Origin of the sequence: Roseomonas sp. HF4, from assembly GCF_005222755.1 — a bacterium.
Lineage (GTDB): Bacteria > Pseudomonadota > Alphaproteobacteria > Acetobacterales > Acetobacteraceae > Neoroseomonas.
The window spans coordinates 83,372-105,694 of record NZ_STGD01000003.1 but is presented as its reverse complement, the minus strand read 5'-3'; the positions used below and the strand labels follow the sequence as shown (position 1 = coordinate 105,694).

The 22,323-nt window shown below is 75.1% G+C and carries 22 protein-coding genes; 17 read left to right on the top strand and 5 right to left on the bottom strand.

Annotated features, from left to right (window positions below; all coding sequences use genetic code 11):
- Positions 1-33 precede the first annotated feature (33 nt).
- Both E8M80_RS06085 and E8M80_RS06080 read left to right on the top strand, forming a co-directional pair.
- Positions 34-765, top strand: a complete 732-nt coding sequence (locus E8M80_RS06085; RefSeq protein ID WP_137124776.1) for a helix-turn-helix transcriptional regulator — start codon at positions 34-36, stop codon at positions 763-765.
- Positions 762-1,982 carry an MFS transporter gene (locus tag E8M80_RS06080; RefSeq protein WP_137124775.1) on the top strand — a complete coding sequence of 407 codons (1,221 nt, stop codon included), beginning with the start codon at positions 762-764 and terminating at the stop codon, positions 1,980-1,982. The genes E8M80_RS06085 and E8M80_RS06080 overlap by 4 nt, the downstream gene beginning before the upstream one ends.
- Before the next feature lie 189 nt (positions 1,983-2,171).
- Here the strand turns inward: E8M80_RS06080 and E8M80_RS06075 are convergent, their stop codons facing one another.
- Positions 2,172-3,245, bottom strand: a complete 1,074-nt coding sequence (locus E8M80_RS06075) for a nitronate monooxygenase family protein (RefSeq protein ID WP_137124774.1) — start codon at positions 3,243-3,245, stop codon at positions 2,172-2,174.
- Between the two features lie 27 nt (positions 3,246-3,272).
- Here E8M80_RS06075 and E8M80_RS06070 point away from each other — a divergent pair, with 27 nt between their 5' ends.
- The 4 genes from E8M80_RS06070 (at position 3,273) to E8M80_RS25785 (ending at position 6,601) form a co-directional block, all read left to right on the top strand.
- Complete coding sequence (locus tag E8M80_RS06070; RefSeq protein WP_240789919.1) at positions 3,273-3,911, top strand: ribonuclease HII; 639 nt, start codon at positions 3,273-3,275, stop codon at positions 3,909-3,911.
- 180 nt (positions 3,912-4,091) lie between these two features.
- The gene (locus tag E8M80_RS06065) at positions 4,092-4,553 is read left to right on the top strand and encodes a GFA family protein (RefSeq protein WP_137124773.1); all 462 of its coding nucleotides are present in this window, start codon (positions 4,092-4,094) and stop codon (positions 4,551-4,553) included.
- A gap of 264 nt (positions 4,554-4,817) precedes the next feature.
- Positions 4,818-5,903 carry a site-specific DNA-methyltransferase gene (locus tag E8M80_RS06060; protein ID WP_137124772.1) on the top strand — a complete coding sequence of 362 codons (1,086 nt, stop codon included), beginning with the start codon at positions 4,818-4,820 and terminating at the stop codon, positions 5,901-5,903.
- Between the two features lie 47 nt (positions 5,904-5,950).
- Positions 5,951-6,601 carry a hypothetical protein gene (locus E8M80_RS25785; RefSeq protein ID WP_170979217.1) on the top strand — a complete coding sequence of 217 codons (651 nt, stop codon included), beginning with the start codon at positions 5,951-5,953 and terminating at the stop codon, positions 6,599-6,601.
- A gap of 177 nt (positions 6,602-6,778) precedes the next feature.
- Here the strand turns inward: E8M80_RS25785 and E8M80_RS06050 are convergent, their stop codons facing one another.
- Complete coding sequence (locus E8M80_RS06050) at positions 6,779-7,834, bottom strand: A/G-specific adenine glycosylase (RefSeq protein WP_240789918.1); 1,056 nt, start codon at positions 7,832-7,834, stop codon at positions 6,779-6,781.
- Here E8M80_RS06050 and E8M80_RS06045 point away from each other — a divergent pair.
- The 11 genes from E8M80_RS06045 (at position 7,828) to E8M80_RS06000 (ending at position 19,858) form a co-directional block, all read left to right on the top strand.
- Positions 7,828-8,295, top strand: coding sequence for a DUF721 domain-containing protein (locus E8M80_RS06045; protein ID WP_137124771.1), 468 nt, complete (start codon positions 7,828-7,830; stop codon positions 8,293-8,295). The genes E8M80_RS06050 and E8M80_RS06045 overlap by 7 nt on opposite strands.
- 93 nt (positions 8,296-8,388) lie before the next feature.
- Positions 8,389-9,018 (top strand): thioredoxin domain-containing protein, encoded by a 630-nt coding sequence (locus tag E8M80_RS06040; protein ID WP_240789917.1) that lies wholly within the window; start codon positions 8,389-8,391, stop codon positions 9,016-9,018.
- Positions 9,015-13,109 (top strand): chromosome segregation SMC family protein, encoded by a 4,095-nt coding sequence (locus E8M80_RS06035; RefSeq protein WP_240789916.1) that lies wholly within the window; start codon positions 9,015-9,017, stop codon positions 13,107-13,109. Before E8M80_RS06040 ends, E8M80_RS06035 begins: the two co-directional genes overlap by 4 nt.
- Before the next feature lie 123 nt (positions 13,110-13,232).
- The gene (locus E8M80_RS25780; RefSeq protein ID WP_170979216.1) at positions 13,233-13,706 is read left to right on the top strand and encodes an oxidoreductase; all 474 of its coding nucleotides are present in this window, start codon (positions 13,233-13,235) and stop codon (positions 13,704-13,706) included.
- Positions 13,707-13,716: 10 nt separating this feature from the next.
- Positions 13,717-16,074: a bifunctional diguanylate cyclase/phosphodiesterase gene (locus E8M80_RS06030; protein ID WP_170979215.1), complete on the top strand. Its 2,358-nt coding sequence runs from the start codon at positions 13,717-13,719 to the stop codon at positions 16,072-16,074.
- 101 nt (positions 16,075-16,175) lie between these two features.
- Positions 16,176-16,472: an AtpZ/AtpI family protein gene (locus E8M80_RS06025; protein ID WP_137124769.1), complete on the top strand. Its 297-nt coding sequence runs from the start codon at positions 16,176-16,178 to the stop codon at positions 16,470-16,472.
- 18 nt (positions 16,473-16,490) lie between these two features.
- Positions 16,491-17,246: a F0F1 ATP synthase subunit A gene (locus tag E8M80_RS06020; protein WP_137124768.1), complete on the top strand. Its 756-nt coding sequence runs from the start codon at positions 16,491-16,493 to the stop codon at positions 17,244-17,246.
- Positions 17,247-17,321: 75 nt separating this feature from the next.
- Positions 17,322-17,546 carry an ATP synthase subunit C family protein gene (locus tag E8M80_RS06015; protein ID WP_131546781.1) on the top strand — a complete coding sequence of 75 codons (225 nt, stop codon included), beginning with the start codon at positions 17,322-17,324 and terminating at the stop codon, positions 17,544-17,546.
- A 94-nt stretch (positions 17,547-17,640) separates the two neighbouring features.
- On the top strand, positions 17,641-18,243 hold the full coding sequence (locus E8M80_RS06010) for a F0F1 ATP synthase subunit B' (RefSeq protein ID WP_137124767.1): 603 nt from the start codon (positions 17,641-17,643) through the stop codon (positions 18,241-18,243).
- Positions 18,243-18,728 (top strand): F0F1 ATP synthase subunit B, encoded by a 486-nt coding sequence (locus E8M80_RS06005; protein ID WP_370287212.1) that lies wholly within the window; start codon positions 18,243-18,245, stop codon positions 18,726-18,728. The genes E8M80_RS06010 and E8M80_RS06005 overlap by 1 nt, the downstream gene beginning before the upstream one ends.
- Before the next feature lie 137 nt (positions 18,729-18,865).
- Positions 18,866-19,858 carry a glycosyltransferase family 2 protein gene (locus E8M80_RS06000; protein WP_170979214.1) on the top strand — a complete coding sequence of 331 codons (993 nt, stop codon included), beginning with the start codon at positions 18,866-18,868 and terminating at the stop codon, positions 19,856-19,858.
- Here the strand turns inward: E8M80_RS06000 and E8M80_RS05995 are convergent.
- From E8M80_RS05995 to E8M80_RS05985, 3 genes are read right to left on the bottom strand one after another with little or no spacing between them, the layout of a single operon-like run.
- The gene (locus tag E8M80_RS05995; protein ID WP_137124765.1) at positions 19,848-20,771 is read right to left on the bottom strand and encodes an AEC family transporter; all 924 of its coding nucleotides are present in this window, start codon (positions 20,769-20,771) and stop codon (positions 19,848-19,850) included. The two genes, E8M80_RS06000 and E8M80_RS05995, sit on opposite strands and share 11 nt — an antisense overlap.
- A gap of 3 nt (positions 20,772-20,774) precedes the next feature.
- On the bottom strand, positions 20,775-21,410 hold the full coding sequence (gene gmk / locus E8M80_RS05990) for a guanylate kinase (RefSeq protein ID WP_137124764.1): 636 nt from the start codon (positions 21,408-21,410) through the stop codon (positions 20,775-20,777).
- Positions 21,400-22,305 carry a YicC/YloC family endoribonuclease gene (locus E8M80_RS05985; protein WP_240789915.1) on the bottom strand — a complete coding sequence of 302 codons (906 nt, stop codon included), beginning with the start codon at positions 22,303-22,305 and terminating at the stop codon, positions 21,400-21,402. Before E8M80_RS05985 ends, gmk begins: the two co-directional genes overlap by 11 nt.
- Between the last annotated feature and the right edge of the window lie 18 nt (positions 22,306-22,323).

Here is a 22,323-nt window from a genome sequence, read left to right as displayed (position 1 = left end):
GCCTCGCACGCCGAAGCGGGATAGCATCGCGCCATGACAGACCCCACCGCCCCCGGACCGCTCTCCGCCACCGCGGCGCTGATGGCCGACCCGACCCGCGCGCGCATGCTCGCCGCACTGATGGGGGGCGAGGCGCTGACATCAGGCGAACTCGCCCGCGTGGCGGGGGTGACGGCGGCCACGGCCAGCCAGCACCTCGCGCGCCTCGTCGACGGGGGGCTGCTGGTGGTCCATGCGCAGGGACGCCACCGCTACCACCGCCTGGCGGGCGAGGATGTCGCGGCGGCGATCGAGACGCTGGGCGGCCTCGCCGCCCGCATCGCCCCCGCCCGCCCCTGGAAGCACGGGGACGCGGCGCGCGCGGCGCGGCTCTGCTGGAACCACCTGGCCGGGCGGCTTGGCGTCGCGCTGCATGCGCGGCTCACGGGCGCGGGCTGGCTGCTGCCCGTGCCCGGCGGCTGGGACGCGACGGCCGAAGGCCGCGCGCGCCTCGCCGCGGCGGGCGTCGACCTCGACGCCGCGGCGCGCCCGGCGCGCGGCGCCGCCCCCTGCTGCCTGGCGCGGGACTGCATGGACTGGTCCGAGCGCCGCCCGCATCTGGCCGGTGGCCTGGGGCGGGAGATCGCGCGCGGCTGGCTCGCGCGCGGGTGGCTGCGCCGCCTGCCGGCGACGGGCGAGGGTGACATCCTGGCGCGCCGGCGCCTTGCCGTCTCGCCCGAGGGCGCGCGCGGTCTGCGGGACGCGCTCGGCCTCGACGCCGCATGACGGGTGTCGGGCCGGCGGCCCTCGCTGCGCTGGCGCTCATGACCGGCCTGTCGCAGTTCCACCGGGCGGCGCTCGGCGTCATTGCGCCGGAGTTGTCGGAAGACCTCGCGCTGAGCCCGGCGGTGCTGGGCGCGGCGAACGGGATGTTCTTCGCGGCGCTGCTGCTGGCGCAGGTGCCGGTCGGCATCGCGCTCGATCGCGCGGGGCCGCGGCGGACGGTGGGCGCGCTGACCGGGCTTGCCGTGCTCGGCGCGGGGCTGCAGGCGGTCGCGCCGGATGGCGGCTGGCTGCTGGCGTCGCGCTTCCTGATCGGCCTTGGCTGCGCGGGGTCCTTCATGGCGGCGGTCGTGCTCTGCGCGCGCTGGCACCAGGGGGCGGCGATGACCGTCGCGCTGTCGCGCGTCTTCGCGCTGTCGCAGATGGGCATCCTGCTGGCGGGCGCGCCGCTGGCGGCGGTGGCCGGGCTGCTCGGCTGGCGCGGGGCGCTCGGCGCCTCGGCCGTGCTGACCCTGCTGGCTGGCCTCGCCTGGTGGCGCCTGGTGCCGGAGGAGGCGGCCGGGGCGCCCGCCCGGCGGCCCGAGACGCTGCGCGAGGCGCTGGTCGGGCAGGTCTCGATCTGGCGCCTGCCGGGGCTTTCGCGGGTGCTCGCGATGCACCTGGTCGGCTACGCGGCGGCGGCGACGGTGCTGGGGCTCTGGGCCGGGCCGTACCTGGCTGATGTGCATGGGCTGGATGCGGCCGGGCGCGGCTGGGCGCTGGCGGCGATGGGGGTGGCGATGCCGGCCGGGCTGCTGCTCATCGGCCCTGTGGAGCGGCGCTTCGGGCCGCGGCGGCGGGTGGTCACGGCGGGGGCGGCGTTGGCCGCGGCGGCGCTGCTGGGGCTGGCGGTGTGGCCCGGGGCGCCGCTTGCGGGTGCGCTCGCGCTGCTCGTGCTGCTGGTGCTGTTCTCGGCCTTTCCGGTGCTGGTGGTGGCGGAGGGACGATCACTGTTCCCCGACCACCTCGTCGGGCGCGGGGCGACGACGGTGAACCTGGCGCAGGTGCTGGGCTCGGCGCTGCTGCCGCTGCTGGTGGGCGCGGTGGTGGGGCTGTTCCCCGAGGCCGGTGGTGCGCGGCCGGAGGCGGCGTATCGGGCGGCGTTCGCGGTGCTGGGCCTGGCGCTGGGGCTCGGGATCCTCGGCTGGGTTGCGCTGCCCAAGGGCGGGGCGAAGGAATAGCGCGGCTTGCGCGTCGGCAGCACCGGGACCGGCCCGCACACAATGCCGGGCGGGATGCGCGAACCAACGGATCCGGCGCCATGCGCAAAGGAAGGGAGGGCCTGGGGTTGCCGCGGCGTTGCGCAGCACTGTCGTGGGGTCCCGGTTCTGGGAGGTTCCCCTCCCCCGACCTTGATCCTTCCGTGGCCGTCACGGCAGCAGCGCCAGCGCCTCCGCCCAAAGCCGCTGCGCCAGGTCCCCCGCCGGCTCTGCCGCCGCCAGGCGTGCCGCCTGCCCCGCCCACATCTGCATCGCGCGCGGGTCGCCCGCCGCCTCGGCCGCGGCGCGCACCGGCGCGAACAGCGCGCGCTGCACCGGGTAGGGCGCGGCCGGCGGCGCCGCGGCGCGGACCACCTCGTTCGCGATGCCGCGCCCGAGGCGGCCCGAGAAGATGCGCGTCAGCGCCGTCCCGTCCGGCTCAGCAGCGCCGATCGCGTCCGCCCAGGCCGGGTGGATCGCGGCCTCCGGGCAGCGCAGGAATCCGGTGCCGACCTGCACCGCGCTGGCGCCGAGCGTGAGCGCGGCCGCGATGCCGCGGGCATCGGCGATGCCGCCCGTCGCGATGACCGGTACGTCCAGCGCATCGGCCAGGCGCGGGATCAGCGCGAGCCCGCCGGTCAGCTGCGCCTCGGCCGTCGTGGCATCGAAGGCGCCGCGATGCCCGCCGGCCTCGGCACCCTGCGCGACGATCGCGTCGGCGCCGGCAGCGACCGCCGCGCGCGCCTCGGCGAGCGTAGTCGCGGTCGCGAACCACGCGATGCCGCGCGCCTTAGATTCGGCCACCACCCAGTCGGGGAAGACGCCCATGATGGACGAGATCGCGGCCGGCGCGGCGTCCAGAATCGCGCGGCACTGCGCGTCGAAATCCGGCAGGAAGGGGCCTTCGGGGATGGCCGGGCGCGGCCCATGGGCGGCGAGGAAATCCGCCATCGCCGCTTCCCGCGCCGCATCGCGCGCCGGCGGCGGGTCGGGGATCCAGAGGTTGATCTGGAAGGCGCCGTTGGACGCCGCGCGGACGCTGCGTGCCCAGTCGGCGATGCCGCCCGGCGTCGTCGCCAGCGCGCCATGGGCGCCCATACCGCCGGCCGAGGCGACGGCGGCCGAAAGGGCGGGCGCCGGCACGCCGGCCATGGGTGCCAGCAGGATCGGGATGCGCAGCCCGAAGCGATCGCAGAAGGCGGCGACGCGGGTGCGGGCGGACGGGGTCGCGAGGCGGGTCGTCATGCGTCATCCTCCAGCACCCTTCCCTGCATGAAGCGAGACGACCCGGCAATGCGCCCGCGCCCCGACCTCACCCTCGAAGCCGGGCATGGCCGCGTGGCCGGCGTGGACGAGGCCGGGCGCGGGCCGCTCGCCGGCCCGGTGGTCGCGGCGGCGGTGGTGTTCCTGCGCGCGCCGCCGGCGGCGCTCGCCGCGCTGATCGACGATTCGAAGCGGCTCGCGGCGGCGCGGCGGGAGGCCGCCTTCGCCGCGATCCGCGCCGCGGCGGGCGACGGCGTGCTCGATCTCGCCGTCGGCGCGGCCTCGGCGGCGGAGATCGGCCGGCTCAACATCCTGGTCGCGACGCACGTCGCCATGGCGCGCGCAGTGGCGCGGCTGCGCGCCCTGCCCGACCTCGCGCTGGTGGACGGCAACCGGGCGCCGCCGCTGCCCTGCGCGGTGCGTTGCGTCGTCGGGGGCGATGCGCTGTCGCTGTCCATCGCGGCGGCGTCGATCCTGGCCAAGGTGGTTCGGGACCGGGCGATGGCGCGGCTCGACCCGCGCTGGCCGGGCTACGGCTTTGCGCGGCATGCGGGGTATCCGACGGCGGCGCACCGCGAGGCGCTCGCGCGGCTGGGGCCGAGCCCGCATCACCGGCGGGGGTTCGGGCCGGTGGACCGGCTGCTTTGAGAGGCGGGGAGAAGGGGAGTTCGTCCGGCGCCCCCCAGAACTGTTCTTGTTCCTTGAGGCAGGACCTCGCGATCCCGTAGCGTTCCGGCTCAGGCGGCAGGGCATCGGCGGGCGAGGCCCGGATCCGACGTGACGCCGGGTTCGACCCGGACCGCCCTGAACGGAGCGAGGACAGCGAGCATGAACACCCGAAGCGCGGCCTGCGCATGCGGCGCGGTCAGCCTGACCGCCGAGGGCGAGCCGCTCAGCGTCTCGATGTGCCACTGCCTCGCCTGTCAGCGTCGTACGGGCACCACCTACAGCGTGCACGCCTATTTCCCGAAGGAGCGCGTGAGCCTGCACGGGACGCCGAAGCGCTATGCGCGGGCCGGCGATACGGGAGCCATGGTCGACTTCCACTTCTGCCCGGACTGCGGCTCCACCACACATTGGGAGGTGGAGGCGATGCCCGGGCGCATCGGCATTCCGGTCGGTATCTTCGCGGATCCGGGCTTCCCCCCGCCGAGCGTCGCGATCTTTGTCCCGCATCGGCACCCCTGGGTCGTCATCCCGGAGGGCGTGCCGCAGAACGAGGGCCACAGCGCCGCCTTCAAGGCCGCGGCCGAGGCGGCGGTGGCGAAGCGGCGGGGCGGCGCAGCCTAGAGCAGCGCGGGAGCGGCGCGCGCATCCACTCGCCCATCCTGGACGCGATGACCGTCGGCCCCTTCGCATCTCGGCGCTGGACGCCGGCCACCTGGCCCGGCGTCCAAGGGAGCGGCCCCGAATATCGGGTCCGGATCGCCGGACAAAGGCGGGGGAACGGGGGAGGTCCCTCCCGACCCCTCGGTGGGGCGTATTCCCGGATCGCTTGACCTGCCGAGTCGCGCAAGCGATTCTGCCGGCTTCGCAGGGGTACGGGGTTCTCGCTTGGGCACGCAGATCGATCTGCCGCTCGACCAGGTTCTGGTCGGGGACTGCATCGCGTGGCTCCGGCACCTGCCGCCCGCCAGCGTGCACGCCATCTTCGCCGACCCGCCCTACAACCTGCAGCTCAAGGGCACGCTCCGACGGCCCGACGACAGCCTGGTGGATGGCGTGGACGACGAATGGGACCGCTTCGCGGACCTGCCCGCCTACGACGGCTTCACGCGCGAATGGCTGGCCGAATGCCGCCGCGTGCTGCGCAAGGACGGCACCATCTGGGTGATGGGCGCCTACCACAACGTCTTCCGCCTCGGCTCCGCGCTGCAGGACCAGGGCTACTGGATCCTGAACGACGTGATCTGGCGGAAGTCGAACCCGATGCCGAACTTCCGCGGCCGCCGCTTCACCAACGCGCATGAGACGCTGGTCTGGGCCGCGCGCGGCCCGGAAAGCCGCTACCGGTTCAACTACGCTGCCATGAAGGCGCTGAACGACGACCTGCAGATGCGCAGCGACTGGCTGATCCCGCTCTGCACCGGCCACGAGCGCCTGCGCGACGGGAAGGGTGCGAAACTCCACCCGACCCAGAAGCCGGAAGCCCTGCTCCATCGCGTCATCCTCGCCTGCACCGCGCCGGGGGAGGTGGTGCTCGACCCTTTCCTCGGCTCGGGCACCACGGCAGCGGTGGCCAAGCGGCTCGGCCGGCGCTTCATCGGGATCGAGCGTGACCGCGCCTATGCCGACGCGGCGCTCGCACGCATCGCCGCGGTGGAACCGGCACCCGAGGATGCCGCCGCCGCCCTGCCCTCGCGCAAGGAGCAGCCGCGCATCCCCTTCGGCACGCTGGTCGAGCGCGGCATCGTGCCCGCGGGCGCGAAGGTCTTCGACCGCCAGAAGCGCTGGGAAGCGGTGGTCGGCGCCGACGGCACGCTGCGCTGCGGCCTCGCCACCGGGTCCATCCACAAGGTTGGCGCGGCGGTGCAGGAAGCGCCGTCCTGCAATGGCTGGCTGTTCTGGCATGTGGAACTGCGCGACGGCCGGCTGCGCGTGCTCGACGAATACCGCGCCGAGGTGCAGCGGGAGACCTAGGCGGCGCCCGGCGCGCTATGCTGCCCGCAAGAAGGGAGACCCCGGCGATGAGCGACACGACACCCGGCGGCGCGGCCGAAACCCCGCCGCCGCCCCCGCCCCGGCCGGACCCGACGCGGCAGGCCTTCGAGGACCGGCACGGGCTCGACGACACGCCGCCCCCGCCCGCCGCGCCGGCGCCCCCGCCGAGCGCCCTGCCGCGCACCATGCTGCACCAGGCGCCCTACATCGCGATGCTGGCCGCCGCCTTCTTCGGGGTTTCCTATGCGGCGTTCGCTTCGGGGCCGAATCCGACCTACTGGAAGATCGTGACGCCGCTGTTCGGCGTGCTCTGCGTGGTCGCCGGCTGGTCCGGCGCGCCGGACCGCGGCGGGCGGATGCGGCTGATCTGGACGCAGGCACTGCATTGGGCGGGCTTCCTGCTTGCCATGCTGGTCCTGTTCCGGCCGGAGGTGCAGGCGGCGCTCGCGGGCCGGGGCGCCGAGATCGGGCTGCTCATGCTGCTGGCGCTCGGCACCTTCGTGGCCGGGGTGCATGCGGGGTCTTGGCGGATCGGCGCGGTCGGCGTGGTGCTCGGCGCCTCGGTGCCGCTGCTGGCACTGGTGCAGCAATCCTTCCTGCTGATCCTGGGCGCGGCGGTGCTCGTGGGGGCGGCGGGCGCGGTGTTCGTGATGCTGGCGGCGCGCGGGCGGGGGTAGCGCCGGCCAGGACGAAAGGCGGGGGGAGAAGGGAACTTCTCCCCCCGTTCCCCCCACAACCTTCTTTGGCACCTGGCGCCTTCCCTACCGAGGTCCGCACCAAGTGCCAAAGAAGGGAGGGGGCTCGGGGGAGGTTCCCCTCCCCCGACCTTCGTCGACATCCCGCCGAAGCCGCGCTCAGGCGTCGGCCGCCAGCGCCAGCAGCCGCCGCATCACGCTCGGCAGCGCGCGGGCCGCCTCGGGCGCGGGCAGCCATTCGCCCCCGGGCGGCGTCGGGGCATCGGGCAGGGCGGCGGCAAAGAGCACCATCTCCAGCTCGAAATGCGTGAAGCCGTGCCGCGCGAGGCCCGGCAGCAGCCGCCAGGGCGCGGCCAGCGGCGCATGGGGCAGCGCCTCGGCCGCGGGCCAGGGTGCGTCGCGCCAGGGCGTGCCCGGCACCTCCAGCATGCCGCCGAGCAACCCCTTGGCCGGCCGGCGGCGCAGCAGCACGCGTCCTGCTGCGTCCCGGAGCAGGAAATGCGCGCCGTGGCGCAACGGCCGGACGGCCTTCGGCGCCTTTCGCGGCAGCGCCGCCGCGATCCCGGCCGCCTGCGCCGCGCAGCCTTCCCGCCAGGGGCAGAGGCCGCAGGCCGGGCTGCGCGGCGTGCAGATGGTGGCGCCGAGGTCGAACAGCGCCTGCACGAAATCCCCCGGCCGGGCGCGCGCCGCGGCGTCCTCCATGAACCGGGCGGCGAGCGCCGAAAGCTGCGGCTTGGCGCCCGGCAACGCCTCCTGCACCGCGTGCAGCCGTGCGGTCACGCGCTCGACATTGCCGTCGAGCGGCACCAGGGGCGCGTCGAAGGCGATGGCCGCGACCGCGGCGGCCGTATAGGGGCCGATGCCCGGCAGCGCCGCCAGCCCGTCCCGGTTGCACGGGAAACGCCCGGCCGCCGCCACGGCCTTCGCGCAGGCATGGAGGTTGCGGGCGCGGGCATAATACCCGAGGCCCGCCCATTCCTCCGCGACCTCCGCCCAATCGGCCGCCGCCAGCGCCTCCACCGATGGGAAGCGGGCCAGGAAGCGGGCATAGCGTGGCCCGACCGCGGCCACGGTGGTCTGCTGGAGCATCACCTCCGACAGCCAGATGCGGTATGGATCGCGGGCCTCCCCGGACGCGGCGCGCCAGGGCAGGCGTCGCCGGTGCCGGTCGTACCAGGCGAGGAGCAGGCCGGCGGAGGGGATGGCGGATGGCACGGGACGAGGAGGCAAGGCGGTTCCTGGGCGGGCCGAGGCCGCTCGGCGCCCTCGTCCCCGCCCTCACACGCCCGGCCTTCAAGCGCAAGAGCCCCGCGGGGGCGCAGATCATGGCGGACTGGCCGGCACTGGTCGGCCCCGCGCTGGCGGCGGTGACGCAGCCGCTCCGCCTTGCCTCGGGCACGCTGACGCTGGCCTGCGGCGGGCCGGTCGCGATGGAATTGCAGCACCTGGCGCCGCAACTGGCGGCGCGGATCAACGCCGCGCTGGGCCGCCAGGCGGTCGAGCGCTTCCGCTTCGTGCAGCAGGCCCCCGCCGGCGCGGCGGCGCGCAAGCGGCCGGCGCCCCGCCCGGACCCCCTGCCGGAGCAGGTCTCCTCGGCGCTGGACGGCGTCGCCTCCCCGGAGCTACGTGCGGCGCTGGAAAGATTGGGCCGCGGCGTCTATCGAAACAGGGGGTGAGCGGCCCCGAGTCCCGCCCGCGCCGCGCCGCCCCATATCTGTCCCGGACCGGCCCGCGACGCCGCGGGCCGCCGGATCGAGGGAGTAGGACGAATGATGCGTGACCGCCGCAGCCTCCTGGCCACCGCCGGGATCCTCCTGGCCGGGCCGGCCCTGGCCCAGGGCACGGTTCCCGCCATTCCGGATCCGGGTACGCCCGGCGACCCGCGGCTCGGCGAGCGCGCCACCGGCCGCGCCGACGCGCCCATGACGGTGATCGAGTATTTCTCCCTCACCTGCAGCCATTGCGGCGCCTTCCACCGCGACACCTGGCCGCGCGTGAACGCGGAACTCGTGCGCACCGGCAAGGTGCGCATGGTCTGGCGCGACTTCCCGCTCGACCAGGTCGCGCTGCGCGCCCATGCCGTCGCCCGCGCCTTCCCCGCCGAGCGCTACGAGGCCTTCCTCAGTGCGCTGTTCGCGACGCAGGACCGCTGGGCCTATGCGCGCGGCGTGGATCACAAGGCCGAGATCGGCAAGGTCGCGCTGCTCGCCGGCATGACCCAGGCGGCCTTCGACGCGGCCTGGGCGGATGACGACCTCGCGCGCGCCATCCTGGCGCTCCGCGCACAGGGGGAGGCGGAGCACCGCGTGCAGGCGACGCCGACCTTCGTGTTCGGCACGCGCGTCGTCTCGGGCGCGATCCCCTTCGACCGCTTCGCGCGCGAGGCCCAGGCCTCGTGACGCCGGACGGGCACGTCACGCCCACCCCGGAGGAGGGCGAGGAGGGCGACGGCGCCCCGCGGAGCGAGGCGCAGCGCGACGCCGCGATCCGCGCGACGCTGGCCCGCATCCGCATCGCCGGCTTCAAGTCCTTCGCCGAGGCCACCGTGGTCGAGGTCCGCGCGGGGCTCACCGGCATCGTCGGCCCGAACGGCTGCGGCAAGTCGAACGTGGTCGAGGCGCTGCGCTGGGCGATGGGGGAGACCTCGGCCAAGGCGATGCGTGGCGGCGAGATGGACGACGTCATCTTCGCGGGCACCGCAACGCGGCCGGGGCGCAACCTCGCCGAGGTCACGCTCAGCCTGGAGGAGGCGGAGGGGCTCGCGCCGCCGCCCAACCACGACCAGCCGGAACTCGAGATCGCCCGCCGCATCAACCGCGGCGAGGGCAGCGCCTTCCGGGTGAACGGCAAGGAGGTCCGCGCGCGCGACGTGCAGACCATGTTCGCCGACATCGGCTCGGGTGCCCGCGCCTCGGCCATGGTCAGCCAGGGGCGCGTCTCCACGCTGATCCAGGCGAAGCCCGAGGACCGACGCCAGGTGCTGGAGGAGGCCGCCGGCATCGCCGGGCTGCGCGCCCGCCGGCACGAGGCGGAGCTGAAGCTGCGCCAGGCCGAGACGAACCTGTCGCGCGCCGAGGACCTGCTCGGCCAACTCGACACCCAACGCCAGGGGCTGCAGCGCCAGGCGCGGCAGGCGAACCGCTACCGCAACCTCTCGGGGCTGGTGCGCCAGGCCGAGGGCGAATGGCTCGCGATCCTGGCAGCCCGCGCCGAGGCCGCCGCCGCGCTGGCCGAGGCGCAGTTGGCCGACGCGCGCACCCGCGTCCGCGCCGCCGAGGCCGAGGCCGAGCGCGCCGCCATCGCCGCCTTCGAGGCCGAGCAGGCCATCCCCGCGCCGCGCGCCACCGAGGCCGCCGCCCGCACCGCGCTCGAGCGCCGCCGCGTCGAGACCGAGGGGCTGGAAGCCGAGGAACGCCGTGCGCGGGAGGCGCTGGGCGCCGCCGAGGCGCGCCTCGCGCAGTTGCAGCGCGACCTGACCCATGCCGAGGGCGTGCTGCGCGACGCCGAGGCGGCGCGCGAGCGGCTGGCGCAGGAAGCCGAGGCGCTGCACGCGGTCGAAGGCTCCCTGCCCGCACGGCGCGCCGCCGCCGAGGCCGCGCTCGCCGCCGCCTCCGATGTCGCCGCCGCCGCCGAGCGCGCCGCCGAGGCCGCGACGGTCGAGGCCGCCGAGGGCGCCGCCCGCGCCCAGGCCGCCGCCGAGGCGCGCACCCTGGCCGAGGCGCGGCTCGCCCGCGCACGGGACGGCCATGTCCGCCTCGCCGCCGAGCGCGACGCCGCCGACCGCGCCCGCATCCCGGCCGAGGCGCGCGCGGAGGCCGCCGCCGAGGTCGCCGCCACCGACGCCGCGCTGGACGCCGCCCGGGTCGCGCTGGAACAGGCCGAGGCCGCCCGTGCCGGGGCCGCCGACGCGCACGCCAATGCCCGCCGTGGCGCCGCCGAGGCCGCCGACGCCGCAGCCCGCGCCGAGGCCGCGCGCAGCGCCGCCGAGGACCGCCTGGCGCGCATCACCGCCCAGCACGCCGCCATGCTGCGCGACCGCGACGCCGCGCTGGCCGAGCACATCCCCCCCGCCGAGCGGGCCGCCGCCGCCGCGGCGCTGGAAGCCGCGACCGAGGCCGTCGCAGCCGCCGGCGGCGCGCTGGAGCAGGCCGAGGCGATGCGCGCCTGGGCCGCCGCCGCCCACGCCGAAGCCGCCCGCGCCGCCACCGCCGCCGCCGGCGAACGCGCCCGCGCGGGCGCCGAGGTTGCCGCGCTGACCGAGGTTCTCTCCGCCCGCGAACCCGGCGCGGCGGCCCCCATCCTGGACCAGGTGGGCGTGCCCGCGGGCCTCGAGGCCGCGCTCGGCGCGGCGCTCGGGGAGGCGCTGGAAAGCCCCGCCGAGGAAGGCGGCCCGCGCTTCTGGCGCAGCCTGCCGCCGCTTGAGGCCGCGGCACCCCTGCCGGGCGGCGCGGTGCCGCTGTCGCGCCTGGTCGAGGCCCCGGCGGCGCTGTCGCGCGCGCTGTCGCAGATCGGCCTGCTGCCGAAGGAGGCCGACGGCGCCGCGTTGCAGGCGGCGCTGCGGCCCGGCCAGTCGCTGGTCACCGAGGATGGCGCGCTCTGGCGCTGGGACGGGCACACCGCGCGCGCCGGCGCGCCGACGCCGGGTGCCGTGCGCCTCGCCCAGCGCAACGCGCTCCGCGCCGCGGAGGCGAAGCTCGACCGCGCCGAGGCCGAGGCCGCGACCACCGAGGCCGGGCGCCTCGCCGCCGCAGCGCGGGAGGAGGAGGCGCGCGCCGCAGAGGCCGCCGCCCGCGACGCCCGCGCCGCGGCCGAGGCCGCGCTGGCCGAGGCCCGCCAGGCCGAGGGCGCGCTCGCCGCCCGGCACGCGCGGGCGGAAAGCCGCCTTGCCGCCATCGCGCCGCAGCTCGATCGGCTCGCCGCCGACCGTGCCGAGGCCGAGGCCGCGAAGGACACCGCCTGGGCCGCCATCGGCGCCCTGCCCGACCTGCCGGCGCTCCGCCGCGCTGCAGAGGAGGCCGCCGTCGCCGAAACTCGTGCCCAGGCCGCCGAGCACGCGGGACGCGAGGCCCGCCGCACCGCGGAAGCGACCGCGCGCGGCGCGCGCCAGCACGAGGCGATGCTCACCGCGCGCGCGGCCGAGGCGGAAAGCCGGCTGGCCGCGCTGGAGCCGCAGCTCGCGCGGCTCGGTGCGGAATGCGCGGAGGCCGAGGCGGCGCTCGCCGCAGCCACCGCCGCGACAGCCGCCGCCCCCGACCTCGATGCGCTGCGCGCCGCGGTGGACGACGCGCGCGCTGCGCTCACCGAGGCGCGCGCCGCCGAGGTCGCGGCGCGCGGCGACATCGGCGCGCTCGCGGCCGAGGCCGGGCGCGTCGCGGCGCGCCTCGCTTCGGTGGCGGAGGAAGCCGCGCTCTGGACCACGCGCGGCGCGGACGCGGAGGCGCGCGTCATCGAGTTGCGCCGCCGCCGCGCGGAGGCGGCGACCGAGCAGGAGGCGCTGGCCGGCGCGCCGGAGGACGCCGCCGCCCGCCGCAGCGCCGGCGCCGCCCTGCTGGCCGAGGCGGAGGCGACACATGCCGCCGCGGCCGCGGCGCTCTCCGCGGCCGAGGCGCGGCTGCGCGAAGGGGCGGAGGCGCGGCGGCGCGCCGATGCCGCCTTCTCCGCCGCGCGCGAGGGCCAGGTGCGTGCCGAGGCCGCCGCCGAGGCCGCGGGCACGGCGGGCGATGCCGTCGCCGCGCGCATCGCGGAACGGCTCGGCGAGGACGCCGAATTGCCGCCGCCGCCCGAGGAACTCTCCGACGCCGCCGAGGAGAAGGCGCAGCGCAAGGTCGAGCGCCTGGCGCGCGAGCGTGAGGAGATGGGCCCGGTCAACCTGCGCGCCGAGATCGAGGTCGCCGAGATCGAGGAGCGGATCACCCGGATCACGACCGACCGGGACGAGGTGACGGCGGCGATCGCCAAGCTGCGCGGCTCGATCGGCCACCTGAACCGGGAAGGGCGCGAGCGCCTGCGCGAGGTCTTCGACCGCGTGGATTCCGAGTTCCGCGGGCTGTTCGCGCGGCTGTTCGGCGGCGGCCGGGCGCATCTCGCGCTGGTGGGCTCGGACGACCCGCTGGAAGCGGGGCTCGAGATCTATGCCGAGCCGCCCGGCAAGAAGCTCGCGACGCTGAGCCTGCTGTCGGGCGGGGAGCAGGCGCTGACGGCGCTCTCGCTCATCTTCGCGGTGTTCCGTTGCCACCCGGCGCCCGTCTGCGTGCTGGACGAGGTGGATGCGCCGCTCGACGACGCGAACGTGGAGCGCCTCTGCGACCTGCTCGACGCCATGGCGGCCGAGAGCGGCACGCGCTTCCTGGTGGTGACGCACCACCCGCTGACCATGGCGCGGATGCACCGGCTCTATGGCGTGACGATGCAGGAACGCGGGGTGTCGCGGCTGCTGAGCGTCGATCTCGGCCAGGCGGTGCAGATGGCGGAAGGGCCGGTCGCGGCCTGACGGACCGTTCGAGGCTGCGCCTTCGGGCGCATCCCGATGTCCGGTACCGGCCCGCCGCGGCACGGTAACTTTCCGGTCATCCCGACCGGCGTATCCATGACGGGCGAGCCGGAGGGTCCCGTCATGACGTTCGCACGACGCGCGGTGCTGGCTGCCATCGCCCTTCCCGGCGGGGCGCACGCGGCGGGCGAGCCGGTACTCGAAGTGGCCGGTGCCGTCGCGTCGCCAGCCCCGCATCGCCTCGCGCGGAGCGCGGTCGAGGCGCTCGGCCAGAAGAACCTGGTCACCATCACGACCTGGACGCGCGGGCCGCAGCATTTCGCCGGCGTGCCGCTCGAACGCCTGCTCGGCGCCGTCGGCGCGCGCGGCAGGGTCCTGCGTGCGGTGGCGCTCAACGACTATGCCGTCACGATGCCGCTTCGCGAGGCCCTGGACGCCGAGCCCTTCGTCGCGACGCGGCAGGACGGCAACCCGATGCCGGTCCGCAGCCGCGGCCCCTTCTGGATCGTCTTTCCCTGGTCTTGCCGGCCCGATCTCGACACTGCGCGTGTGCGCCAGTGGTCGGTCTGGCAGTTGGCCCGGATCGAGGCGGGCTGACGCACAGCCCATGACCCGCACCGGCATCCGGTCGCGGTCCCTGATCCCGTTGGCCGGCTTCGCCGCCGCGGCGCTGGTCTTCATCGCCTCGCTGCTGGTCTCGGGCAGCCAGTTGCTGCATCAGGCGGATCTCGAGTCGAACGGCCACCGGATGGGCTTCTGGGAGAGCAGCCAGGCGCTGACCGAGGCGCAGCGCCTGCGGGCGGAACTCTACCGCGCGCAGCATCTGGACGACGACGGGGCGGAGCTGGCGCTGCGCTTCGAGATCCTCTGGAGCCGACTGCTGTTGCTCGACGCCGGGCGCGAGGGCGCGACCACCTATCCCGCGATCGAGCAGGTGCGCGCGGCGCTGCCCGCGATCTTCACGCGGCTCTCGCGGGTCGAGGCACTGCTGCCGGCGGTCACGGCGGGCAATGCGGCGGCCTTCGCGGAGGCAGAGGAACTGGCCGCGTCGACGATCGCCGAACTGGCCGAGGCGCACCGTACGCTGAACCAGGACCGCCAGCTGACGGCGGAGGCCGCGTCGCTCGGGCTGCGCCGGCTGCAGGCCACCTTCGCGATCAGCACCCTCGGGCTCGTGGGCAGCATGGCGCTGCTCTGCGGCCTGCTGTTCTGGCTCTGGCGCCGGGCGCAACGCACGCTCGCGAGCGCCGCGGCCGCCGAGGACCGCGCGCGGCGGTCGGAACGGCTGCTGCGCGTGGTGGTGGATGCGCTGCCCGTCATGGTCTCGGCGCATGACCGGGAGGGGCACTTCACCCTGGCCAACCGGGCGTTGGCGGCATTCCGAGGCACCACGGAGGACCGGCTGCTCGGCCGCCTGCCGGGCGACGCTGACGGAGAGGGCCGCGACATCGCCACCGCGCTTGCCGCGCGGGCGCAACTGCCCTTTCGCGAGACCGAGGCCGAGGCCGGCGACGGCACCCGCCGCACCCTGCTCACGACCGCCGCGCCGGTCGGCGAGGAAGGCGGCGCGATCTCGGCCGTCGTGCGCATCGGCATCGACATCACGGAGCGCAAGGCGGCGGAGGAGCAGATCCGCTACATGGCCGAGCACGATTCCCTGACCGGCCTCGCCAACCGGATGCTGTTCACGCGCGCGCTGAGCCGCGCGCTCGCGGACGGCGCGCCGGTCGCGCTGCACCTCGTGGACCTCGACAACTTCAAGGACGTGAACGATTCGCTCGGCCACGCGGCGGGCGACGCGCTGCTGCTGACCGCGACCGGGCGGATGCGTGGCTGCCTCGGCCCCGGCGACCTGCTGGCGCGCCTCGGCGGCGACGAATTCGCCGTGATCCAGTCCGGGCTCCGCTCGGAGGCCGAGGCCGAGGAGACGGCCGCTCGCCTGGTGCGCGCCTTGACCGCCCCCTTCGGCATCGACGGCGCCCTGGTGCAGGCCGGGGCCAGCATCGGCATCGCGATGGCGCCGGCGGACGGCGCGGACGGGCTCGCGCTGCTGCAGCGGGCGGACATCGCGCTGCACCGCGCCAAGGGCGCGGGGCGGGGCCGGTCGCTGCGCTTCTCTGCGGCGATGGCGGCGGAACAGGCGGAGCGCCGGCTGCTCGAGGCCGACGTCAAGCAGGCGCTGGCCGACCGCGCCTTCGAATTCGACTACCAGCCGAAGTTCCGCGTCGCCGACCTCCGCTTCGCCGGCTGCGAGGCGCTGCTGCGCTGGCGCCACCCGGTGCGCGGGGCGGTGCCGCCCGATCGCTTCATCCCGGCCGCCGAGGCCGCCGGCCTGTCGCTCAGGCTCGTCCGCCACACGCTGCGCATGGCCCTCCGGCAGCAGGCGGCATGGCGGGCGGAGGGGATCGATGTCCGGGTCGCGGTCAATGTCTCGGCGCGGCACATTGTGTCCGGCCAGGTCTCGGCCCTGGTGCGGGAGGCGCTGGAACTGGAGGAAGGCCGCGCCGACCGGCTCGAGCTCGAGGTGACGGAGGATGTCTTCATCCGCGACCCCGGCGCCGCGGCGGCGACGCTCGCGGGGCTTCGCGAGCTCGGCGTGCGGCTGGCGCTGGATGATTTCGGCACCGGGTATTCCTCGCTCGGCTACCTTCAGCAGTTGCCCTTCGACGTCATCAAGCTCGACCGCACCTTCGTCGCGGGATTAGGCAGCAGCACGCGGACGGAACGGATCGTGGACGCGGTGGTGCGGATCGCGCACGGCCTCGGCGCCAGCCTGGTGGCCGAGGGGGTGGAGACGGTGGAGCAGCTCGCGCGGCTGCGCGAGATCGGCTGCGACGAGGCGCAGGGCTTCCTGCTCGGCCGGCCCATGCCGGCGAAGGCGCTCGCGCTGATGGCCGGCTCCGCGGCCGCGCCGGAGCCCGCATGCGGCGCGGCCGGTGGCCAGGCGCTGACCAGCGCCGCCTGATCGTCCCGGGCGATGCTGCGCCGCGTCATGCGCTTGACAGGCAGGGGGGCGGCCCGTAAAGCGCGGCCTGCCTTCCGGCGGGGTCCCGCCAGGGAGCTAAGGTGAACGAACGCAACGGTTTCGAGGATAGGTTGCGACAGGCCAGGGCCCGCGAGGGCCTGGACAAGCCCCCGCGGGGGCAGGGCCAGTTGCCGCAAAGTCCCTGGGGAATCGGCGTTCGGGCGGGGGTCGAGGTGTTCTCGGCCCTGGTGGTCGGCATCGGACTGGGCTTTCTGCTCGACCGGTGGCTCGGCACCTGGCCTTGGCTTTTCCTGGTGTTCTTCGTCATGGGCAGCGCCGCCGGGGTGATGAACGTCTATCGCCTGTTCAGTCCCCGGAAGCGACCGCGCGCGCAGTGACGGACGGGAGACCAGACGGTGGCCGTTGAAGGCAAGACGATCGACGCGCTCAGCCAGTTCGAGCTTTCGCCGGTGCTCGGCATCTTCGGCGATGCCGTGTCCTTCAGCCAGTCCAACCTGTTCATGGTGGTGGCCGTCGCGCTGACCTTCTACCTGATGAAGGCGACGGCCGACCGCGGCGAACTCGTCCCCGGCCGCCTGCAGGCGCTGGGCGAGAGCGCCTACGAATTCGTGGCCGGCATGGTGCGCGACCAGGTGGGCGACGACGGCAGGAAGTACTTCCCCTTCGTCTTCTCGGTCTTCATGTTCGTGCTGTTCGGCAACATGCTCGGCATGCTGCCCTACGCTTTCACCTTCACCTCCCACATCATGGTCACGCTGACCCTGGCGCTCGTGGTGTTCGTGGTCGTGACGGGCGTCGCGCTCAGCATCCACGGGATGCACTTCTTCAGCTACTTCTTCCCCGAGGGCGCGCCCAAGTGGCTGGCGCCGATCATCATCCCGGTCGAGGTCATCTCCTACTTCTCCCGCGTGGTGAGCCTCTCGGTCCGCCTTTTCGCGAACATGGTCGCCGGCCACGTCATGCTGAAGGTGTTCGCCACCTTCGTCGTGCTGCTGGGCGGCCTCGGCGCGGTCGGCCCCTTCGTGGCCGCCATGCCGCTCGCGGTGAACATTGCCCTGGTGGGCTTCGAATTCCTGGTGGCCTTCCTGCAGGCCTACGTGTTCGCGATCCTCACCAGCATCTACCTGCACGACGCCGTGCACCTGCACTGACCCGCCATGTGACCGGGGTGCATCTGCACACGCGTACGTACAGAACCTCCATGTAAAGACGGAAGGACGAGTATCATGGAAGTCGCCGCTGCAAAGGCCCTCGGGGCTGGTATCGCCGTCATCGCGCTGTTCGGCGTGGGTCTCGGCATCGGCAACATCTTCTCCTCGCTGATCACCAGCGTGGCGCGCAACCCGGCGGCCCGCGACGCGGTCTTCCCGATCGGCATCCTGGGCTTCGCGCTCACGGAAGCGGTCGCGCTGTTCGCGCTGCTGATCGCCTTCCTCATCCTGTTCGCCTGATCCCCTGCCCCGCCCGCCCATCCGGGCGCGGCGGGGCATGCGGGCCGGCCCCGGCGCCCCGTGCCCGGGCCATGCAGGCGAGGAGACGACGGCGATGCGCCGAGTGATGTTGCTGGCGGCCCTGGCCGCCACCCTGCCCACCATCGCGATGGCAGCGAGTTCCTCGGCGGTGCCCGTCGAGGGGATGCCGCAGCTCGCCTTCAGCCACCCCGAGCAGGGGCGGTTGCTGGTCGGCCAGATCGTTTGGCAGCTGCTGATCTTCGCGGCCCTGGTGTACCTCATGACGCATGTCGCGCTGCCGCGCGTCGGCGCCGTGATCGAGGAGCGCCACCGCCGCATCGCCGCCGACCTCGAGGCCGCGCAGGCCGCGAAGGCGGAGGCCGACGCCGCCATGTCCGCCCACCACGCCGCCACCGAGGCCGCGCGGTCCGAGGCGCGGACGGCGGTGGCCAGCGCCGTGCAGGCCGCGCAGGCCGACAGCGACGCCAAGTCGGCCGCGCTGAACGCCCGGCTGGCCGCGCAGGTCGCCGAGGCCGAGGCACGCATCGACGCCGCCCGCGCCACAGCGATGGGCGCCATCCGGGGCGTTGCCGCCGACACGGCCGAGGCGCTGGTCGCGCGCCTCGTGGGCCGCGCCGACCGCGCCAAGGTCGATGTCGCGGTCGGTCGTGCCCTCGAAGCGAGCGGGAGGGCCTGATGTCCGATCCGAAGTTCTGGGTTGCCGTCTCCTTCGTCCTGTTCTTCGCCCTGCTGGGCAGGAAGATCTGGGGCGTGCTGACGGGGGCGCTCGACGGCAAGGCCGATGGTATTCGCCGCCAGCTGGCCGAGGCCGCGGATCTCCGCGCCCAGGCCGAGCAGATGCTGATCGCCGCCGAGGCCGAGCGCGCCGCCGCGGCCGCCGAGGCCGCCGAACTGCTTGCGCGTGCCCGCGAGGAGGCCGAGCGCCTCTCCATCGCCGCCGCCGCCGAGGCCGAGGCCGCCGCGAAGCGCCGCGAGCGCATGGCCATGGACCGCATCGCCGCCGCGGAAGCCAGCGCGGTTGCCGATGTGCGGAACGCGGCGGCCGAGATCGCGGTCGTGGCAGCGCGCGCCGTGATTGCCGAGACGCACGACGCCGCGGCCGACGCCGCGCTGGTGGACGCCAGCGTCGTCGACCTGTCCAAGGCGCTGCGCGCGGCCTGACGGCGCGCCGCCGACCGAAGCAGGGCGCCTGCCGCAAGGTTGGCGCCCTTTTTCGTGGCGCGCGACAGGCTCCGCCGCGTGCGGCAAGGTCGACGCACCATTCAGGGCGAGCCGCGATGCGCCTGTTTGCCGTTTCCATGATCCGCAACGAGGCGGATATCCTGCCGCAGTTCCTCGGCCACTGCGCCGCGCTGTTCGACGGCGTGCTGGTCGCGGACCACCTCTCGGTGGATGGCACGCGGGAGATACTGGCGGCGGCCACACAGCAGATGCCGCTGACCTGGTGGAATTTCCCGCACCGGGCACGGACACAGGACCTCGTCGTGTCCGCGCTGGTGGAGCAGGCCTTTTCGCTCGGCGCGGACTGGGTCTTTCCCCTCGACGCCGACGAATTCCCGGCCGTGGCGACGCGGGCCGACCTGCTCGCGCGCCTGCAGCCGGAGTGCGACGCCGGGATCTGGCGCTGGCGCAACCTCTGGCCGCTCGCCGCGCAGGAATTCGCACGGTTCGAAGTCGCGGGCGGCATGGAGGCCCTGCCGGAGCCCTGGAGCGAGACGCGAAAGGTCGCCGTCTCCCGCCGCTGGCGCGAGGCGAAGGGTCCACTGGCCATCGGCCTCGGCAGTCATGGCGCGACCGGGTTGCGCCTGGTCGCGCAGTGCGATCTCGGCTGGCTCGACCACGTGCCGGTGCGCAGCGGGTGGCAGCTTGCGGTCAAGGCCGGGCTCGGGTCGCGTGGCGCCGCGGACGTCCGGCACGCGCCGCCGGGCGCTTCCTTCCACCTGCACCGGATGCGGCGCCAGCTTGGCGACGTCGATGCGCCTCGCCAGACCCTGCCGCTCGAGAGGATGCGCGCGACCGCGCTCGCTTATCCCTTCGCACCGTCGGGAAAGGCGCTGCCCGGGACGGTGAGGCTCGACTGGCGCCCGCTCGGGGAACTGGGTGCGCTCCCGGCCGGCGTCTCGGACCCGGAGGAGGTTTTCGCGCGCGACGCCGCGCTGGCCTGGCACCCTTCGCCCGAAGCACCGGCCGAGGCCTGGCGCGTCGTCCTCGAGGGTGGCGAGGCCCGGCTGCGCGCGGTGTCGCGGCCGCACCGGCCGGGCCGGGCGGCGCCACCCGGCGTTATGCCCTGAACCAGGCCAGCAGGATCGCGAGGGTGAAGACCGAGACCACCGTCGAGACCAGCACCGTCGCCCCCGACCGCTCCGCCCCCGTGGCGTAGCGACGCGCCAGCAGGAAGGCATTGGCACCGGTCGGCAGCGCCGCGGTCGTGACGGCCACCGCGACCTCCAGCCGCGACAGGCCGAGCAGCAGGCAAAGCCCCCAGACCAGCAGCGGCAGCGCCGCGAGCTTCAGCACGGTCGCCCAGGCGACCTCCCCGAGCGCGCCCCCCATGCGGAAGGCCGCCAGCGAGCCGCCGAGGCAGAACAGCGCGACCGGCGGGCTCGCCGCGCCCAGCAGGTCCAGCGTGCGCCGGACCACCGGCGGCACCGGCAGGCCGAGCGTGCTCCAGACCAGCGCGGCCAGGACCGCCATCACGATCGGGTTGCGCGCCACGCCGCCGACCGTCGCGGCCAGCACCCGCCGCCAGGGGGCGTGCTGGTGCAGTCCGATCTCGGCCACCACCGTGGCCAGCCCCAGCAGCACCATGGAATGCAGCGCCAGGATCGCGACCAGGATGGTCAGCCCCGCCTGCCCATAGGCCGCCGCGATCAGCGGGATGCCCATCATCACCGTGTTGCCGAAGGTGCAGTTCAGCGCGAACAGCCCGCCCTCCCCCAGCGGCAGGCGGAGCCGCCGCACGGCGAACCAGAGCGCCGCGCCATACAACAGCGTCGAGGCGACGAAGAAGGCGAAGGCCGCCGGCCCGCCGCCCACGTGGCCCGACGTGCCGCCAGCGAACAGCAGCGCCGGCGCCGCCAGGCTGAAGGTGAAGGCGTTGAGGCCGCGGAAGCCCGCCTCGTCCACCAGGCGGCGGCGCGCCGCGATCCAGCCCAGGGCGACGATGACGAAGACGGGCGCGACGATCTCGAGGATGACGCCCAAGCGTCAGCCCGCCAGGAGCCGCGCGATGAACTCGGCCATGCCGGGCTGGCGGCGCCGCTCGCTCCGCGCCGCGTGCAGGATGGCGCGCACCTGCGCGACCGTCTGCGCGAAGTCGCGGTTGACGACCACGTGGTCGAACTCGTCCCAGTGCGCGATCTCCTCCCGCGCCACGGCCATGCGGCGCGCGATCTCGACCTCGTTGTCCTGGCCGCGGCCGCGCAGCCGGGCCTCGAGGTCGGGCAGCGAGGGCGGCAGCAGGAACACGCCGACCACGTCCTCGGGCAGCATGGCCATCATCTGGCGGTGGCCCTGCCATTCGATGTCGAACAGCACGTCGCGCCCGGCCGCCAGCGCCGCTTCCACCGGCGCGCGCGGCGTGCCGTAGGCGCGGCCGAGGAAATGCGCGTGTTCCAGGAACTCCGAGCGCTTCACCATCGCGTCGAACTCGGCGGGCGACTTGAAGAAGTAGTGCACGCCCTCCTGCTCCCCCGGCCGGGGTGCGCGCGTCGTGGCGCTGACCGACAGGGACAGCGCGGGCTCGGTCTCGAGCAGCGCGCGGGAGACGGAGGTCTTGCCCGCCCCCGGCGCGGCCGCGAGCACGAGGCAGAAGCCGCGCCGCGCGATGCCGTCATTCGACATTCGCGGACTGCTCCTTCAGCCGCTCGATCGCGGCCTTGAGCTCGAGCCCGATGCGCGTCAGCGCGGTGCTCGATGACTTCGAGCAGAGCGTGTTCGCCTCGCGCACGAATTCCTGCGTCAGGAAGTCGAGCTTGCGGCCGATCGCCTCGCCGCTCGCGAGCATGCGGCGGGCCTCGGCGATGTGGGCGGACAGGCGATCGAGTTCCTCCCGTACGTCGGATTTCGTGGCCAGCAGCGCGACTTCCTGCGCCAGGCGGTCCTCCGGCACGCGGCGCTCGCCCTCCAGCAGCGCGGCCAGGGCCTCGCGCAGCCGCGCCGCGTGCTGCGCCGGCTGCTCGGCCGCCTCGGCCTGCGCGAGGTCGCGCAGCGCCGCCACCTCGTCGAGCAGCACGCCCAGGATGTCCGCGAGCTTGGCGCCCTCCGCCCGGCGCGAGGCGACGAGGCCATCGACCGCGCGGCCGAAGGCGGCGGCGACGGCGGCGCGCTTGGCCTCCTCCTCCGCCTCGTCGGGCTCGATGGTCTCGGCGCGCAGCACGCCGGGCAGCGTCAGCAGGGCCTCGGCGCGCGGCGGCGGGCAGCCTGGGATGCGTGCCGCCAGGTCCAGCGCCATCCTGAGCGCCTGTTCGAGCGCCACGGGGTCCGGCGTGAGGCGGGCCGCGCCGCGATCCTCCCGCTTCACGGTCAGCGTCGCCGAGACATTGCCGCGCTTGAGCACCCGCGCCGCCGCTTCCTTGAGCGGGCTTTCCAGCATGTCGAAGCCGTTCGGCAGGCGCAGCCGCACATCGAGCCCGCGCCCGTTGACGCTACGGATTTCCCAGACGAAGGAGGACCCGTCCGGCAGCGTTCCGCTGTCGCGGGCGAAGCCGGTCATGGAGGAGAGGGGATGTGCGGCCATGGCGCCGCTTCTCCCCCG